This is a genomic window from Actinomadura sp. BRA 177, assembly GCF_013372625.1.
Classification (GTDB): domain Bacteria; phylum Actinomycetota; class Actinomycetes; order Streptosporangiales; family Streptosporangiaceae; genus Spirillospora.
In genome coordinates this window covers 13,442-29,240 of the sequence record NZ_JABXFD010000597.1, presented here as the reverse complement: position 1 = coordinate 29,240, position 15,799 = coordinate 13,442, and the positions used below count along the sequence as shown (strand labels likewise).

Here is a 15,799-nt window from a genome sequence, read left to right as displayed (position 1 = left end):
TTTTTTGATCGGTAGGGCGACCCCGGTGCTCTACACTCGCCGCTTCTTCGCCAGCGTCGGAGGTGGATACAAGACAGCCCCGGCACCCCGTGCGCCGACCTCCCGCTGGTCGAGGGCCCCGAAGCCCTGAAGACGATCGCCGCCTTCCGACTGGCCCTGCCCCGCACCATCCTCCGCTACGCCGGCGGCCGCGAACTCACCCTCGGCGACCTCGGCACCCGCGAGGGCATGCTCGGCGGCATCAACGCCATCATCGTCGGCAACTACCTGACCACCCTCGGCCGCCCCGCCCAAAAAGACCTGGACCTGCTCACCGACCTCCACATGCCCATCAAGGCCCTCTCCCAGACCCTCTGATGCGTGGCGGCGCGGCCCGGTGCAGGCCACGTGTTTACACGATGCGGATCATCCGTTCTCGGATGATCCGCCGGACGTGGTCGAGTACGACCTTGCCGTCGACACTGCCGGCCCAAGAGATGCCGACCTCGGTGACCCCGCCCTCGTGCTGGTGATCCAGGACGTCGATACGGGCCTCCTCCGGAAGGAAGAGATGCTCCCGGATCTCCATCGGCGTCATGCTCCGCGGGTCCTGGGGATAGGCAACGCCGTAGATCACGATTCCGGTCCGCTGATCGACGGTCGTTGCCATGGGCGGGGGCCTGACCGCAGGCTCGTTCTCTACTTCCATGGCCGCCAGCGGCAGGTCTCGATCTCGATGTTGAACGGCTCCGGTAGTTGAATCGTCTCGCCGAACTCCCACGATTCCCGGTGCAGATAGGCGCCCGTGGACTGGTCCGGGATGGAGTAGAGAGTCGTCTTGGCCTCCTTGGGCGATCGATCGACGAGGAGGTAGTAGGGGATCTCCACCTCGGCGTAGCCGGACCACTTGTTGGGGTTCGCCAGTCGTCTCCCACCGGTCGGCGGCCGGTCCTGCTCGAAGTTGCTCGGAGAAGTGGCCTCTACGGCCATCTCGATTTCGTCGGGCATCAACCCGGGGGCTTCGGCGTCCCCGGCAGCGTTCAGCACGTCCGTCTCCAGAACGAGAAGATCTGGGATGCACGAGGGAGATGCCGACCGGCGATACAGGTTGACGACCTGCGTGGATTTCCATGGGAAGTCGGGGTCCTTGAAGGAGGCCGCCGTCAGAGCGCTGCTGATGTCGCTCAGTATGCAGGCATGCGCCACGGTGGGTGCTGGCGACACGACGATCCGACCCCCGATGATCTCGACCCGCAGTCCCTCGTAAGGAAGATCGAGAAGGTCGTCCACTTCGCCGCGCATCCACATGTCGTACAGCGTGTCCTCGGACACTCCGTCGAGACTGGAAACTACGGTCTTTGTCACGTTCTGCGACCTTTCCCTCACGATCTGCTCCAGTCATCGTAGAGAAGGGATGCACCTAGCGTAGTCAATACCTTCGAATTTGTGGTCGAAGTCCGAGAACCAGCTGGTGAGGCCGCATCCTCGTTCGCGTGGTGAGACCGGGTGCAGCCGGGGGCGGGTCAGCGGCTTAGGCGGGTGATGAACTTGTAGCGGTCGCCTCGGTAGAGGGACTGGGCCCACTCGACCGGCTGGCCTGTGGTGTCGAAGGCGTGGCGGGAGAGGAGGAGCATCGGGAGGCCTACGTCCACGCCCAGGAGCTGGGCGTCGTGGGGGGTGGCGAGGACGGTTTCGATCGTCTCCTCCGCCTCGGTCAGGTGGACGTCGTAGGCGGTGGCGAGCGTCTCGTAGAGGGAGTGGTGGCGGGACAGCTCGCGGCGCAGGCCGGGGAAGCGGCGGGCCGGGAGGTGGGAGGTGTCGATCGACATCGGCTCGCCGGAGGCGAGGCGGAGCCGGTGGACGCGCAGGACGCGGCCGCCGGGGCGGATGCCGAGGAGGGTGGCGAGGCTCTCGTCGGCGCTGACGTAGCTGGCCTCCAGGATGCGGGTCTCGGGGCGCAGCCCGTGGTGCCGCATGTCCTCGGTGTAGCTGACGAGCTGGAGTTCCTGCGCGACCTTCGGCTTGGCGACGAAGGTGCCCTTGCCCTGGATGCGCTGGAGGCGCCCCTCGACGACGAGTTCGGCGAGCGCCTGCCGGACGGTGGTGCGGGACGTCTCGTACTTCTCGGCGAGGGAGCGCTCAGGGGGCAGCGGGCTGCCGGCCGGCAGCGACTGGATCAGCTCCACCAGCAGCTCTTTGAGCTTGTAGTACTTCGGGATCCGGGGCGCCTGGTTCGGGTGCCGCTGGCCGATCCCCGCGAGCGAGGCACGGTCGAACCCGTGCTCGAACCCGCCCCCGTGCCGGGGTCCGCCCCTGACCTCCGTCACGGCATCTCCTCACGTTCATCATCGGTTTTCCCCGATGTTATGCGTGCAGACTACGGCCGGTAGAACATGCGACCTCCGCCAGGGCCTCCCGGAGGCGTGTGAGGTCGGCCTCGTCCAGCGTGGCGCGGGCGGTGAGGCGCAGGCAGGCGCGGCCCTTGGGGACGGACGGCGGCCGGAAGCAGCCGACGCGGAGCCCGTGCTCAGCGCAGATCTCCGCCGCCCGCAGCGCCGCGTGCGGCTCGCCGAGGAAGACGGGGACGACGGCGGCGGCCGGGACGGCGGTCTCCAGGCCGGAACCGGCCGCGAGGTTTGCGATCCGGAGGGCGCGGTCGCGGGCGCGGGACGGCAGGCCGGGGTCGGATTCCAGCACGTCGAGGGCGGCGAGGGCGGCGCCGGCGGCGGGCGGGTTCAGGCCGGTGTCGAAGATGAACGACCGCCCGGTGTCGATCAGCGTCTCGATCACCTCGGGGGCGCCGAGGACCGCGCCGCCCTGGGACGCGAGGGACTTCGACAGGGTGAGTGTGAGGATCACGTCGGGTTCGCCGGCGAGGCCGGCGGCGTGGGCGGCGCCCCGGCCGTGGTCGCCGACGACGCCGAGCGCGTGGGCCTCGTCGATCACGAGGAGCGCGCCGTGCGCCCGGACGGCGGCGTGCAGGGCTTGCAAGGGTGCCAGGTCGCCGTCCACGGAGAACACGGCGTCGGTGACCACGAGGGCGTCGTCCTCGTCGCGGTCGGCGAGGGCCTGCTCGACGGCGGCGGTGTCCCGGTGCGGGACGATCACGACGCGGGACCGCGACAGCCGGCACGCGTCCACGATCGAGGCGTGGTTGACCTGGTCGGACACCACGAGCGTGCCCGGCCCGGCCAGGGCGGTGACGGCGCCGAGGTTGGCGAGGAAACCGGAGGAGAAGACGAGGCCGGCGGCGCTGCCGGTGAACGCGGCGAGCCGCCGGTCCAGCTCGGCGTGCAGTTCCGTCGTCCCGGTGACCAGGCGCGACCCGGTGGAGCCGGTGCCCCACGCGCGGGCCGCCGCGCACGCCCCCTCGACCAGGCGGGGGTCTCCGGCGAGCCCGAGGTAGTCGTTGGACGCCAGGTCGGTGAGCCCGTCCGGGCGGGGGCGGAGCGTCCGGCGCAGCCCGTCCCCGGCCCGCCGCGCCGCCGCGTCCCGGAGCCTGTCCAGGGGGTCTCTTCCTGCGGTCATGGCGGGAATCCTGCCAGGTCGCCCGCGGGCCGGGGGACCCGCCCGGGCACCAGGAAGCATGGGCGATGATGGTCGCGTGCCTACCTTGACCGATCTGGTCCGTGATCACACCGATCTCACCGAGACCGACCTGGAATGGCTGCACGCCCTCGTCTCCGACTGGCAGCTGCTCGCCGACCTGTCGTTCGCGGACCTGCTGCTGTGGGTGCCGCTGCGGTCGGCGGACGCGCTGCCCGCCGAGGCCGCCTCCCGCGGCGGACGCGGCCAGCGGGGGCTGCTCGACACCGGCGCCGCCGTCCCCGGCTGGGTGGCGATCGCGCAGATGCGCCCCACGACCGGCCCGACCGCCTACCCCGTCGACCTCGTCGGCAAGGTCGTCCGGACGGGGCGCCGCAAGCTGATCGACATCGCGTGGCGGGAGCGCCGGATCGTCCGGGAGGGCGACCCCGAGTGGGGCAGCGGCATCCCCGTCCGGGAGGAGTCCATCCCGGTGCGGCGCGGCGCGAAGGTCCTCGGGGTGATCCAGCGCAGCACGAACCTCAGCTCGGCGCGCACCCCGTCCCGGCTGGAGCTGACCTACCTGCAGAGCGCCAGCGACCTCGCCACGATGATCTCCGAGGGACGGTTCCCGGTGCCGGGCGAGGAGCCGAACATGGTCCGCTCGCCACGCGTCGGCGACGGCCTGATGCGGCTCGACCGCGCCGGCAAGGTCACCTACGCGAGCCCGAACGCGCAGTCGGCGTACCGGCGGCTCGGCTACCCGACGGACCTCGTCGGCGAGGCGCTCGGCCAGGTCACCGCGGACCTGTGCGACACCGGCGAGCCGATGGAGGAGGCGCTGAGCGTCGTGCTGTCCGGCCGGGCGCCGCGCGAGGTGGAGGTCGAGTCACGCGGGTCGATCATGCAGCTGCGGACGATCCCGCTCGTCGTCGGCGGGACGCGGATCGGCGCCATCGTCCTGTGCCGGGACGTCACCGAGCTGCGCTGGCGGGACCGGGAGCTGCTGACCAAGGACGCCACCATCCGGGAGATCCACCACCGGGTGAAGAACAACCTGCAGACGGTCGCGGCGCTGCTGCGGCTGCAGGCCCGCCGGCTGCGGATCCCGGAGGGACGGGCCGCGCTGGACGAGGCGGTCCGGCGCGTCGGCTCCATAGCGATCGTGCACGAGACGCTGTCGCACACCCCGGACGAGCTGATCGACTTCGACGACATCGCGGACCGCGTGATCACGATGGCGGGGGAGGTGTCGACGCCGGAGACGAAGGTCGCCCCGAAGCGGACCGGCAGCTTCGGCGTGCTGCCCGCCGAGATCGCGACGCCGCTGGCGATGGCGCTGACCGAGCTGCTGCAGAACGCTCTGGAGCACGGCCTCGCCAACCGGTTCGGGACGCTGGAGGTCGTCGCGCACCGCTACGGCGAGGGGGAGGAGCGCCGCGAGCCGAGCGGCGTCGCGGTCTGGGGCGAGTGGACGGCGCCGGGGGCGGACGAGCCGCGCGCCCCGCACGAGGAGGAGCCGGCGGAGGACCGGCCGGGGCCGCGCCTGGTCACGGTCGTCGCGGACGACGGTGTCGGCCTGCCCGCGGACTTCGACGTGGAGAGCACCACCAGCCTCGGCCTGCAGATCGTCCGCACGCTGATCGTCGGCGAGCTGGGCGGCCGGCTGGACTTCCGCCCGCGTCCCGGCGGGGGCACCGAAGTGGTCGTCGACATCCCGCTGGACCACAACCACCGGCCGGGACGGGCCTGACCGGCGCCGGTCGCGTTGTCAGTACGGTCTCCCGTTACTGCACCCGGAGCGACCGGCGCCTCAGCCGTCGTGTCTAGCGCCTGATGGTCAGGGCGGTGCGGTTGGCGCGCGCGCGGCGCTTGAGGGCGCGGCGCTCGTCCTCGCCCATCCCGCCCCAGCCGCCCGACTCCTGGCCGGACTCCAGCGCCCAGCGCAGGCAGGCGTCGGTCACGTCGCAGCGGCGGCATACCTGCTTGGCCTCTTCGATCTGCAGGATCGCAGGCCCGGTGTTGCCGATCGGGAAGAACAGCTCGGGGTCCACGTCACGGCAGGCTGCGCGGTGGCGCCAGTCCATGCGGTCCACTCCTTCGTCAGGTGGTGGAGAAACTCCACTTTTGTGAACGGTTTCACATGTCGCGAACGCCCGGAGGCTGTGACACAGGTCCAGGGGTGAATGTTCGGCGGCGGCCGTGAGCGGGGGACCAGCGGCGTCGGGGTCCCCGTCCAGCGGGCGCACTTTGAGCGTGTCAGGGCGGCGCGGGGGGACGCAAGACCTTTGAGAAAGGATTCTCAAAGTATGGGTGTCGCATGTGTCACACCCGTGGGTCGGGCGTGTTACTTGGCTCTCACCTGGCCGCCCATGCGGTGCGAATGACCCCGTCCCGCAAATGCGGGCGCCCTCAAATGACGATGCGTATCGCCTTCGGAACCGACCGGAAGGTCACGCTCCGCTGTTCGCCGAGGTAGTCGCCGTCCAGCTGAAAGGCCACCGGACGGGCCGCGCGCAACGTGACCTCCGCCGCATCGTGGACGTTCACCACATGGCGTCCTTGCAGCGGACGGGTCCGCGCGGTCAGCATCTGGGCCAGCGCGCCCACCGTCGGGCCGACCTCCAGCGAACGCATCCCGAACGCGTCCAGGCCCCGCCCGAAGTTCGCCTTCGGGCTCGGATTCACCGGCAGCCGGCCCATGAAAGTCCACGGCGACGTATTGGAGATGAACGCGAGGAACAACCCCGATATCGGCGGGCGTCCCGGCCGTTCCAAAGTGAGCGCCGCGCGCCGCCGATCGGTGCCGGAGAAGAAATGGCGGACGGCCGTCCGCACATACAGCGACGGGTCCGCGCGCACCCCCGCGTCGCGCCGCCGCTCCACCTCCCGGACGACCTCGGCGTCCAGCCCGACGCCCGCGCAGAACGTGAAGTAGCGCTGCCCGCCGTCCGCGAGGGAGGCCGTCCCGAGACCGACCGTCCGGTGCCGTCCCGCCCGCAGCGCCTCCAGCACCGCCGTCGTCGCGCCGATCGGATCGTCGGGCAGGCCGAGCGCGCGGGCGAACACGTTCGCGCTCCCGGACGGCAGCACCGCCAGCGCCGGCAGGCCCGGGGACGGGCCGTCCGCGAGCAGGCCGTTGACCGCCTCGTTCACGGTGCCGTCCCCGCCGAGCGCGACCACGACGTCGTAGCCGTCCACGGCCGCCTGCCGGGCCAGCTCGGTCGCGTGGCCGCGGTGGCCGGTCTCGGCGAGCACGAGGTCGATGTCGCCGGTGAAGGCCCGCATGAGGATGTCGCGGGCCCGCCGGGAGGTGGAGGTCGCCTTGGGGTTGGCGATGAGCATGGCGCGCACGTGCGCCAGGGTATGGGACGCGCACGTCAACGGGACGAGTAGGGTTCACGTGTGAGCAAGCGCCCCTTCACCGTCCAGGCCGCCGCCACCCTGGAGGCCGCCGAGGGCCTCGTCGCCGTCGGGTTCGGCGTCTACACCGGCGTGGAGACGGCCATCGGCGCCGCCGTCGACCCGGCCAGCGCGATCGGGGTCACCGTCCTCGCCCTCGCCGGCGGCGTCGGGATGCTCGCCTGCGCCCGAGGCCTGCTGCGCGCCGAGCAGTGGAGCCGCGCCCCGACGGTGCTCACCCAGCTGTTCGCCCTCCCGATCGCCTGGTCCCTGTGGCAGAGCGACCGCCCCGGCATCGCCCTCCCGATGGGCGTGATCGCCGCCCTGGCCCTGATCACCGTCCTCAGCCCCCCGACCACCACCTGGCTGCTCGACGACGAGGACGAAGACGAGGACGAGGCACCGCGCCCCGAACTCACCAAGGCGCCCCCGGCGGAACCACGCTCCCTGAGCCAGCGCCTCATGGCCCGCCTCAAGGAACAGCCCACCAAGAACTGACCCCAGCGCGAAACCGACCCAGCGCGAAACCGACCCAGCGCGAAACCGACCCAGCGCGAAACCGACCCAGCGCGAAACCGACCCAGCGCGAAACCGACCCAGCGCGAAACCGACCCCAGCGGTACTGGTCACAGCGGGGAACTGGTCACAGCGCGGGAGTGAGGATAGTGCGGAACTGGTGTCGCAGCGCGGGAGTGTTCGCGAAGCGGGAGTGACCACAGGGGCGGAAACCGTGCGGAACGGGAGAGGGCCCCGGGACGAGACCCGGGGCCCTCTCGCGGACTTGTTCACTCGTCGGCGGTCAGGCCCTCGCGCAGTTGGGCCAGGGTGCGGGCGAGGAGGCGGGACACGTGCATCTGGGAGATGCCGAGTTCGGCGGCGATCTGGGACTGGGTCATGTTGCCGAAGAAGCGCAGCAGCAGGATCTTCTTCTCCCGCGCGGGGAGCTTCTCCAGCAGCGGCTTGAGGGACTCGCGGTACTCCACGCCCTCCAGCGACTCGTCCACCATGCCGAGCGAGTCGGCCACCGCCGGGGCGTCCTCGTCGCCGGAGTCGGGGGCGTCCAGGGACACCGTGGAGTAGGCGTTCGCCGACTCCAGGCCCTCCAGCACCTCCTCCTCGCTCATCTGCAGGTGCGCGGCCAGCTCGCTGACCGTGGGCGCGCGGCCCTCGCGCTGCGCGAGGTCGCTGATCGCCTTCGTCAGCGACAGCTTCAGCTCCTGCAGCCGGCGCGGGACGCGGACCGCCCAGCCCTTGTCCCGGAAGTGCCGCTTGATCTCGCCGACGATCGTGGGCGTCGCGTAGGTGGAGAACTCCACGCCGCGCTCCAGGTCGAACCGGTCGATCGACTTGATCAGGCCGATGGTGGCGACCTGGATCAGGTCGTCCAGCCACTCGCCGCGGTTGCGGAAACGGCGGGCGAGATACTCCACCAGCGGCAGGTGCAGCTCCACGAGCTGGTCGCGGATGCGCTGGCGCTCCGGGTCGCCCTCCGGCAGCTCGGCGAGGCGCTCGAACAGCGCGCGCGCGCGTGCCCGGTCGGGCACGCCGGAGTCCGACCGCTCGGTGCTCGCGGCGGCGACCGTCGTCGTCTCCTCCGTCGTCGTCTTCTCCGTCACGGGGCCCCCGCCGCACCGCGCCGCTTCTGCAGCGTCACGGTGACCCGGTCGTCGGCGCCCACCTCGGCGTCCACCTCGCCCGCCAGGGACGACAGCACCGTCCAGGCGAAGGTGTCGCGGCTGGGCTCCTCGCCGTCGACGGTCAGCACCGACACGGAGATGCGCATCGCGTCCCCGGTCAGCTCGAACTCGCACGTCAGGTCGGTCCCGGGCAGGGCCTGGGCGAGCAGCATCGCGCACGCCTCGTCCACGGCGATGCGCAGGTCCTCGATTTCGTCCAGCGTGAAGTCCAGCCTGGCCGCGAGGCCCGCGGTCGCCGTCCGCAGCACGGACAGGTACGCACTCGCGGCCGGCAGCTTCACCGTCACCACATCGCGGACGGACAACTTCGTACTGGCCGGCATTGCAGCGGTTTCCTCGGTCACGTCACTCCCTCGCAGGATTGTCCCGCTGCTTCGAAACTACCGCCTGCGAGCCCCTGCGGGAGACTCCGGCGCGCAGTGTTTCTTGCGTTGCCCTTGGCGTCGGGCCCTGGGGGCCCTCCTTCGGCGGGCAACGCGTGCGATTGCTGCATCGCATCCGACTCGCCTAGCGGCTCGCTGCGCGATCAGGTTCTCGCAAGCTCGAACCTGCCTTCGGACGCAATCGCGACGGTCAGGGTCGTCGCGTGGCTGGTGTAGTGGCTGGTGTCGGCGCAGTAGTGGGTGCCGGTCTCGCATAATCTGCGGGAGTGATTCGGTATGCGACCCCAGACGATGTTCCGGACATCCTGCGGCTGATCCGCGAGCTGGCCGACTACGAGCGGGCCCTAGATGAGGTGAAGGCCACACCGGAGCAACTGCAGGAGCGGCTCTTCGGCGACGACCCGAAGGTCTTCGCCCACGTCGCCGAGCACGAGGGCCGCGTCGTCGGGTTCGCCCTGTGGTTCCTCACGTTCTCCACCTGGAACGGCACCCACGGCATCTACCTGGAGGACCTGTTCGTGGAGCCGGACGTCCGAGGCCACGGCTACGGCAAGGCCCTGCTCACCGAACTGACCCGCATCGCGGACGACCGAGGCTACGAACGCGTCGAATGGGCCGTCCTCAACTGGAACGAGCCGGCCATCGGCTTCTACGAGTCCCTCGGCGCCCGACCCCAGGACGAGTGGACGGTCTACCGCCTCACCGGCGACGCCCTCACCAAAGCCGCCCGTTCCTAACCGTTAGTTCCAATACGATTACGGAATGCTCCCCGCGCACGCGGGGCTGATCCGGACATGGCCGAGGCCCAGCCCTTCGCGGGCTGGGCCTCGGTATTTACACAGGTCAGGACTGCTTGGTCTCCCAGAAGATCTTGTCGATCTCGGCAATTTTGCCGAGCAGGTCCTCGGCGACCTTGACGTCCATGGTGGCCTTGGTGCCGCCGCCACCGCCGGCGAGCTTGGTGGCCTCGTTGAACAGCTGGTGCAGCTGCGGGTACTTCTCGAAGTGCGGCGGCTTGAAGTAGTCGGTCCAGAGCACCCAGAGGTGCTCCTTGACCAGCTGCGAGCGCTGCTCCTTGATCAGGATCGCCCGGGCGCGGAACTCCGGGTCCTCGTTGGCGGCGTACTTCTCGCAGATCGCCTTGACCGACTCGGCTTCGATCCGGGCCTGCGCCGGGTCGTAGACGCCGCACGGCAGGTCGCAGTGCGCGGACACCGTGGTCTTCGGGCGCAGAAGCTTGAGCAACACCTGCTCATCCCTTCCCTCGTTGCGGATCATGCTCAGGTCACCGACATTACCCTTGTGCCCCTGGGCACGTCCGGCCAGGGCGCTCGGTATTTCGGCCTAAGACCCGGGCCGCGCGCGGCCCGGAACCCTTCCAGCACGTGTCATGACCGCCGTCCGCCGAAGTATGCGGTCGGCCGAGGAGGAGCATGCGGATCCGGACGGCGGCGCTCTGCTGCCTCGCCGGCGCGGCGGCGCTGGCGGCGGCACGGCGGCTGCGCACCGTGGAGGTCACCGGTGACTCGATGCTCCCGGGCCTGCGCCCGGGCGACTGGCTCATCGTCCGCCCCGGCGCCCGTCCCGCCCCCGGCGCCCTCGTCGTCGCCGAGCACCCGGAGCGGCGCGGCCTCCTCATCGTCAAGCGCGCCTCGCACCGCACCGGGGACGGGTGGTGGCTGGAGAGCGACAACCAGCGCGCGGCGGGCAGGCGCGACAGCTGGGACTTCGGCGCCGTGCCGGACGCGCTCATCGTCGGCCGGGTCGCCGCCCGCTACTGGCCTCTCCCGCCGGCGCGTCTCCGGGACGGGTAGGCGCCGGTCGCTACCGGTCGGTCTCGCGGGCGGGGACGGTGACGCGGGGGCTGGTCGGGTGGCAGGCGGCGGTCACGCTGGGACGTCCCGCGCAGCGGTCGGAGCAGTGGCGGCGCGAGCCGTTCGCGGTCGTGTCGAAGAACACGCGCTCGCAGCCCTCCGCGCGGCAGGTGCCGAGCCGGCCGAGGCCGTGCGCGGCGATCTTCGCGGCGAGGCCCATCGCGGCGCGGGAGGCGTACCGGTCCGGGACGGAGCCGGCCTCGTTGAAGTGCAGGTGCCAGTCCTGGCCGTCGTGCCGGGAGACCTGCGGATGGACGGGATGGTGGATGAGCATCGTGTTGAGGCGGTCCACGGCGCCGTCCTCGTCCCCGCGCGCGGCGGCGGCGAAGATCGCGCGGAGCTGCGTGCGCAGTTCGCGCATGGCGTCGAGGTCGCGGTGCGCGATCCGCCCCCCGAAATGCGGCCGGTGCGCCAGCAGGGCCCGCAGCCCGTCGAGATCACGCAGGTCGTCGCCGTCGGGACGGCGCGTGTTCACGAGATCGATCGCCAGGTCTGCGTACGAGGCGAGATTCACTGTCGCTCCTGACGGACTCGACCTGATCGGACGAAGTGTCGGGAAGCATTCCCACGTGACGTGAATTACACCGGTTTTACCGGAAGAAACGCGGTGGGTGCGGGGGGGTGTTACGCAAAATTACGTGGATTCGGTCCGCCGGGACGCGAGTTTATGGACCAATCGAACGGCCCGTGCTTCGCGGGGGGAGCACGGGCCGTCCGGGACGGCGGGTCAGACCCGGTTGACGCCCTCGCGGCGGGCCTGCTCGGCCACCGCGGCAGTGACGGCCGGGGCGACCCGGTCGTCGAACGGGTTCGGGATGATGTAGTCGGCGGTCAGGTCGCCGCCGACGATGTCGGCCAGCGCGTTCGCCGCCGCCAGCTTCATGCCCTCGGTGATCGTGTGCGCGCGGACGTCCAGCGCGCCGCGGAAGATGCCCGGGAACGCCAGCACGTTGTTGATCTGGTTCGGGAAGTCGCTGCGGCCGGTCGCGACGACCTTGGCGTGCCGGCGGGCGACCTCGGGGTGCACCTCGGGGGTGGGGTTGGACAGCGCGAAAACGATCGCGCTGTCGGACATCGTGGCGACGCACGACTCGTGCACCGTGCTGCCGGACAGGCCGATGAACACGTCGGCGCCGCGCAGCGCCTCCTCGGTGGAGCCCTTCAGGTGCGACCGGTTGGTGATCGCGGCGATGCGCTCCTTGATCGGGTTCAGGCCGTCCCGGCCCTCGTGGATGAGGCCCTTGCTGTCCGACAGCGCTATGTCGCCGATGCCGCCCTCGATCAGCATCTTGGAGACGGCGATGCCGGACGCGCCGGCGCCGGCGACGACCGCGCGCAGTTCGGAGAGGGGCTTGCCGACGAAGCGGGCCGCGTTCTTCAGCGCGGCGAGCGCGACGATCGCGGTGCCGTGCTGGTCGTCGTGGAAGACGGGGATGTCGAGGGCGGCGCGCAGCCGGTCCTCGATCTCGAAGCAGCGGGGGGCGCTGATGTCCTCCAAGTTGATGCCGCCGAAGCTCGGCGCCATCCGGATCACCGTGTCGACGATCTCGTCCACGCCCGTGCAGTTCAGCGCGATCGGCACGGAGTCGACGTCGGCGAACTCCTTGAACAGCAGGGACTTGCCCTCCATGACCGGCATGGACGCGGCGGGCCCGATGTCGCCGAGGCCGAGCACGGCGGTGCCGTCGGTGACGACGGCGACGACCTTGGACGTCCAGGTGTAGTCGTAGGCCAGCTCGGGGTTGTCGGCGATGGCGGTGCACACGCGGGCGACGCCGGGCGTGTAGGCCAGCGAGAGGTCGTCCTTGTTGCGGACTGGGATGGTCGACCGCATCTCCAGCTTGCCGCCGCGGTGCAGCGGGAAGGCCGGATCGTCCTCGAGTGAAAGCGGTTCGGTGGTAATGGGCTCAGCAGCCACAGCGACCCCTGTCAGTGAAAGTTGGCTTTCTTGCGATGCCGCCGCGGTGGTGGTGGCGTGGTGGCCTTGTCACCTGGTGGTCATCTCGCGACGTACGGGGGTCACCCGTTGTCCGATTGTGCCACACGGGGTGGTGCCGCCCCCGCCGCCGGGGTGGGTGTTGACCGTCACGTGACGGTCGCCACACGTAGCCGGTCAGTGGCAAAGAGTGGGGTATGCGAGGGTCGGCGCGTCGTTCCGGAGCTTCCTCGTTGCGTGATTGTTTCGGACCCTTTATCCAGATCAGGGAGGTTGTACGCCAAACTGTGCACCTGACCTTCGGACCTTCACGGATCCGACGCAACCATCTGGAGGGGGACCAGTGACCACCGGTTCTCTGCGCCGCCGCCTTGTCGCGGCGAGCGCTCTCGTGCTGACCGGCGCCCTCGCCCTGTCCGCATGTGGCGACAGTGACGACTCCGGCGACTCGGGCGGCGCCGCCTCGAACACGAGCGCGGACAGCAAGCTCGCGGCCATGGTCCCGGACGCGATCAAGAGCGACGGGAAGATCTCGATCGGCACCGACGCGTCCTACCCGCCCAACGAGTCGGTCGACCCGGCGTCGCAGAAGATCGTGGGCTGGGACGTCGACCTGTTCGACGCCGTCGCGGCCAAGCTCGGCCTGAAGACCGAGTACCACAACGCGAGCTTCGACACGATCATCCCGGGCGTCCAGTCCGGCAAGTACGAGGCCGGGGTCTCCTCCTTCACCGACACCAAGGAGCGCGAGCAGGCCGTCGACTTCGTCACCTACTACTCGGCGGGGACGGCCTGGGCGGCGCTCAAGGGCAACCCCAAGGGCGTCAATCCCGACGACGCCTGCGGCAAGAACATCGGCGTCCAGCAGGGCACCGTGCAGGTGGACGACCTCAAGGCGCGCAGCAAGAAGTGCACCGACGCCGGCAAGCCGGCCATCAAGACGGTCGTCCGCAAGCAGCAGACCGAGGTCAACAACGACCTCGTCGCGGGCAAGATCGACGCCATGGCCGCCGACTCGCCGATCGTCGGCGACGCGGTGAAGAAGACCGGCAAGCTGGACATCATCGGCCAGGTCTACGACACCGCGCCGTACGGCTACACGTTCGGCAAGAACTCCGGCCAGTTCAAGGAGGCCGTGCAGGGCGCGCTGAAGGCGCTCATCGCCGACGGCACCTACAAGAAGATCCTCACGGAGAACGGCGTGGAGAGCGGCGCGATCACCGAGCCGGCGATCAACGCCGCGCAGAGCTGATCGCATGACGGTCGACACCGACGTCGAGAAGGGACGGCCCGAAGCGATCCGGGCCGTCCCGGTCCGGCATCCCGGCCGGTGGGTCGCCGCGGCGGTCGTGCTGGTGCTGGTGGCGATGTTCGTCCACTTCCTGCTGACCAGCGACGCGCTGGATTGGGCGGAGCAGCGCAAGTACATCCTGTCCATCGCCGTGCTCAAGGGCGTCCGCAACACGATCCTGCTGACCATCGCCGCGATGATCGGCGGCGTGCTGTTCGGCACCGTCCTCGCGCTGATGCGGCTGTCGCCCAACCCGCTGCTGAGCAGCGCGTCCTGGTTCTACCTGTGGTTCTTCCGCGGCACGCCGCTCTACACGCAGCTGCTCATCTGGGGCGCGATCGGCTCGCTGTTCCCGACCGTCGGGATCGGCATCCCGTTCGGACCGGAGTTCCACACCTGGCAGACGCAGTCGCTCGTCACCGCGATGATCGCCGCGGGGCTCGGGCTGATCCTCAACGAGGCCGCCTACATGGCGGAGATCATCCGCGCCGGGATCCTGTCGGTGGACGAGGGGCAGCAGGAGGCGGCGAGCGCGCTCGGCATGTCCCGGATGCAGACCATGGGCCGGATCGTGCTGCCGCAGGCGATGCGGGTCATCATCCCGCCGACCGGCAACGAGGCGCTCTCGATGATGAAGAACACCTCGCTGGTCGCGGCCATCCCGTTCTCCGAGCTGACGTTCACCGCGCAGACCATCTACGCGAACACCTACAAGATCATCCCGATGCTGGTGATGGCGTGCCTGTGGTACCTGCTGCTCTCCTCGCTGATGATGGTGGGCCAGCACTACCTTGAGCGCCACTTCAGCCGGGGCGTCGGCCGGGGCAGGGAACCGCGCGCGCAGCGGGTCCGCTTCCGCGGCGGAGGCGGTGGCCAGTGAGCGGAGGTGAGGACACCGTGCGCAACGCCCTCTCGAAGGACCCCGCGACGGCGCCGGCCCCCGAGGCCGGCGGCCTGATGGTGAAGGCCGAGAAGGTGCACAAGTCGTTCGGCCGCCTGGAGGTGCTGAAGGGCATCGACCTGACGGTGCGGCAGGGCGAGGTGATGTGCGTCGTCGGGCCGTCCGGGTCGGGCAAGTCCACGTTCCTGCGCTGCATGAACCACCTGGAGAAGATCAACGCGGGACGGCTGTGGGTGAACGGCCACCTGGTCGGCTACCGGCAGCAGGGCGGCAAGCTCTACGAGCTGCGCGACCGCGAGGTCGCCGCGCAGCGCCGCGAGATCGGCATGGTGTTCCAGCGGTTCAACCTCTTCCCCCACAAGACGGCGCTGGAGAACGTCATGGGGGCGCCGATGTGGGTCAAGAAGCTGCCGAAGGAGCAGGTCAGGCAGCAGGCCCTCACGCTGCTGGAGCGCGTCGGGCTCGCCGAGAAGGCGCAGAGCTACCCGGGGCAGCTGTCCGGCGGCCAGCAGCAGCGGGTGGCGATCGCGCGGGCGCTCGCCATGGAGCCGGCGCTGATGCTGTTCGACGAGCCGACCTCGGCGCTCGACCCGGAGCTGGTCGGCGAGGTGCTGGAGGTCATGAAGCAGCTCGCCCTCGACGGCATGACCATGGTCGTGGTCACCCACGAGATGGGCTTCGCCCGCGAGGTCGGCGACTCCCTCGTCTTCATGGACGGCGGCGTCGTCGTCGAGGAGGGCACGCCCCGCGACGTCCTGGCCAACCCACAGCACCAGCGCACCCAGGACTTCCTCTCCAAGGTCCTCTAGCG

General features: G+C 70.3%; 19 protein-coding genes. 8 read left to right on the top strand and 11 right to left on the bottom strand.

All coding sequences use genetic code 11. The features are described from left to right. The first annotated feature begins 66 nt into the window (after window positions 1–66). A complete protein-coding gene (locus HUX53_RS33930) occupies window positions 67–357 on the top strand; it encodes a hypothetical protein (protein WP_309237558.1) in 291 nt (96 codons plus the stop codon). 34 nt (window positions 358–391) lie between these two features. On the opposite strand, the gene HUX53_RS33925 is transcribed toward HUX53_RS33930, so the two are convergent. The 4 genes from HUX53_RS33925 to HUX53_RS33910 form a co-directional block, all read right to left on the bottom strand. Continuing rightward, a complete protein-coding gene (locus HUX53_RS33925; protein ID WP_176407365.1) occupies window positions 392–577 on the bottom strand; it encodes a hypothetical protein in 186 nt (61 codons plus the stop codon). A 101-nt stretch (window positions 578–678) separates the two neighbouring features. Next, complete coding sequence (locus HUX53_RS33920) at window positions 679–1,311, bottom strand: Uma2 family endonuclease (RefSeq protein ID WP_176407364.1); 633 nt, start codon at window positions 1,309–1,311, stop codon at window positions 679–681. Window positions 1,312–1,502: 191 nt separating this feature from the next. Continuing rightward, on the bottom strand, window positions 1,503–2,231 hold the full coding sequence (locus HUX53_RS33915; protein WP_309237557.1) for a GntR family transcriptional regulator: 729 nt from the start codon (window positions 2,229–2,231) through the stop codon (window positions 1,503–1,505). A 112-nt stretch (window positions 2,232–2,343) separates the two neighbouring features. Beyond that, on the bottom strand, window positions 2,344–3,507 hold the full coding sequence (locus HUX53_RS33910; RefSeq protein WP_176407362.1) for an 8-amino-7-oxononanoate synthase: 1,164 nt from the start codon (window positions 3,505–3,507) through the stop codon (window positions 2,344–2,346). Between the two features lie 76 nt (window positions 3,508–3,583). Here HUX53_RS33910 and HUX53_RS33905 point away from each other — a divergent pair, with 76 nt between their 5' ends. Further along, window positions 3,584–5,257 (top strand): PAS domain-containing sensor histidine kinase, encoded by a 1,674-nt coding sequence (locus tag HUX53_RS33905; RefSeq protein WP_176407361.1) that lies wholly within the window; start codon window positions 3,584–3,586, stop codon window positions 5,255–5,257. Window positions 5,258–5,330: 73 nt separating this feature from the next. Here HUX53_RS33905 and HUX53_RS33900 read toward each other — a convergent pair whose 3' ends face one another. Then, window positions 5,331–5,591 carry a WhiB family transcriptional regulator gene (locus tag HUX53_RS33900; RefSeq protein ID WP_176407360.1) on the bottom strand — a complete coding sequence of 87 codons (261 nt, stop codon included), beginning with the start codon at window positions 5,589–5,591 and terminating at the stop codon, window positions 5,331–5,333. 325 nt (window positions 5,592–5,916) lie between these two features. After that, complete coding sequence (locus HUX53_RS33895; protein ID WP_176407359.1) at window positions 5,917–6,858, bottom strand: diacylglycerol kinase family protein; 942 nt, start codon at window positions 6,856–6,858, stop codon at window positions 5,917–5,919. A gap of 51 nt (window positions 6,859–6,909) precedes the next feature. On the opposite strand from HUX53_RS33895, the gene HUX53_RS33890 reads away from it, so the two are divergent. Continuing rightward, complete coding sequence (locus HUX53_RS33890) at window positions 6,910–7,404, top strand: hypothetical protein (protein ID WP_176407358.1); 495 nt, start codon at window positions 6,910–6,912, stop codon at window positions 7,402–7,404. 287 nt (window positions 7,405–7,691) lie between these two features. Here the strand turns inward: HUX53_RS33890 and HUX53_RS33885 are convergent, their stop codons facing one another. Together HUX53_RS33885 and HUX53_RS33880 are read right to left on the bottom strand one after the other, a co-directional pair. Continuing rightward, on the bottom strand, window positions 7,692–8,450 hold the full coding sequence (locus HUX53_RS33885; RefSeq protein WP_026401215.1) for an RNA polymerase sigma factor SigF: 759 nt from the start codon (window positions 8,448–8,450) through the stop codon (window positions 7,692–7,694). A 68-nt stretch (window positions 8,451–8,518) separates the two neighbouring features. Next, window positions 8,519–8,947 (bottom strand): anti-sigma factor, encoded by a 429-nt coding sequence (locus HUX53_RS33880; protein ID WP_176407357.1) that lies wholly within the window; start codon window positions 8,945–8,947, stop codon window positions 8,519–8,521. A 305-nt stretch (window positions 8,948–9,252) separates the two neighbouring features. Between HUX53_RS33880 and HUX53_RS33875 the strand changes: the two genes are divergently transcribed. Further along, window positions 9,253–9,723, top strand: coding sequence for a GNAT family N-acetyltransferase (locus HUX53_RS33875; RefSeq protein WP_176407356.1), 471 nt, complete (start codon window positions 9,253–9,255; stop codon window positions 9,721–9,723). A 106-nt stretch (window positions 9,724–9,829) separates the two neighbouring features. Here the strand turns inward: HUX53_RS33875 and sodN are convergent, their stop codons facing one another. Beyond that, complete coding sequence (gene sodN / locus HUX53_RS33870) at window positions 9,830–10,234, bottom strand: superoxide dismutase, Ni (RefSeq protein WP_207923816.1); 405 nt, start codon at window positions 10,232–10,234, stop codon at window positions 9,830–9,832. A gap of 185 nt (window positions 10,235–10,419) precedes the next feature. On the opposite strand from sodN, the gene sodX reads away from it, so the two are divergent. Next, window positions 10,420–10,800 carry a nickel-type superoxide dismutase maturation protease gene (gene sodX, locus HUX53_RS33865; RefSeq protein WP_176407355.1) on the top strand — a complete coding sequence of 127 codons (381 nt, stop codon included), beginning with the start codon at window positions 10,420–10,422 and terminating at the stop codon, window positions 10,798–10,800. Window positions 10,801–10,810: 10 nt separating this feature from the next. Here sodX and HUX53_RS33860 read toward each other — a convergent pair whose 3' ends face one another. Beyond that, window positions 10,811–11,374 carry an ABATE domain-containing protein gene (locus tag HUX53_RS33860; protein ID WP_176407354.1) on the bottom strand — a complete coding sequence of 188 codons (564 nt, stop codon included), beginning with the start codon at window positions 11,372–11,374 and terminating at the stop codon, window positions 10,811–10,813. Window positions 11,375–11,587: 213 nt separating this feature from the next. Continuing rightward, window positions 11,588–12,778, bottom strand: a complete 1,191-nt coding sequence (locus HUX53_RS33855) for an NADP-dependent malic enzyme (RefSeq protein WP_309237556.1) — start codon at window positions 12,776–12,778, stop codon at window positions 11,588–11,590. A gap of 361 nt (window positions 12,779–13,139) precedes the next feature. Between HUX53_RS33855 and HUX53_RS33850 the strand changes: the two genes are divergently transcribed. From HUX53_RS33850 to HUX53_RS33840, 3 genes are all read left to right on the top strand, one after another. Next, window positions 13,140–14,048, top strand: a complete 909-nt coding sequence (locus HUX53_RS33850) for an ABC transporter substrate-binding protein (protein ID WP_176407353.1) — start codon at window positions 13,140–13,142, stop codon at window positions 14,046–14,048. A gap of 4 nt (window positions 14,049–14,052) precedes the next feature. Continuing rightward, the gene (locus HUX53_RS33845; RefSeq protein WP_176407352.1) at window positions 14,053–14,967 is read left to right on the top strand and encodes an amino acid ABC transporter permease; all 915 of its coding nucleotides are present in this window, start codon (window positions 14,053–14,055) and stop codon (window positions 14,965–14,967) included. A gap of 77 nt (window positions 14,968–15,044) precedes the next feature. After that, entirely contained in the window at window positions 15,045–15,797 is a 753-nt protein-coding gene (locus HUX53_RS33840) for an amino acid ABC transporter ATP-binding protein (protein ID WP_176407367.1), read from the top strand. Window positions 15,798–15,799: the final 2 nt, after the last annotated feature.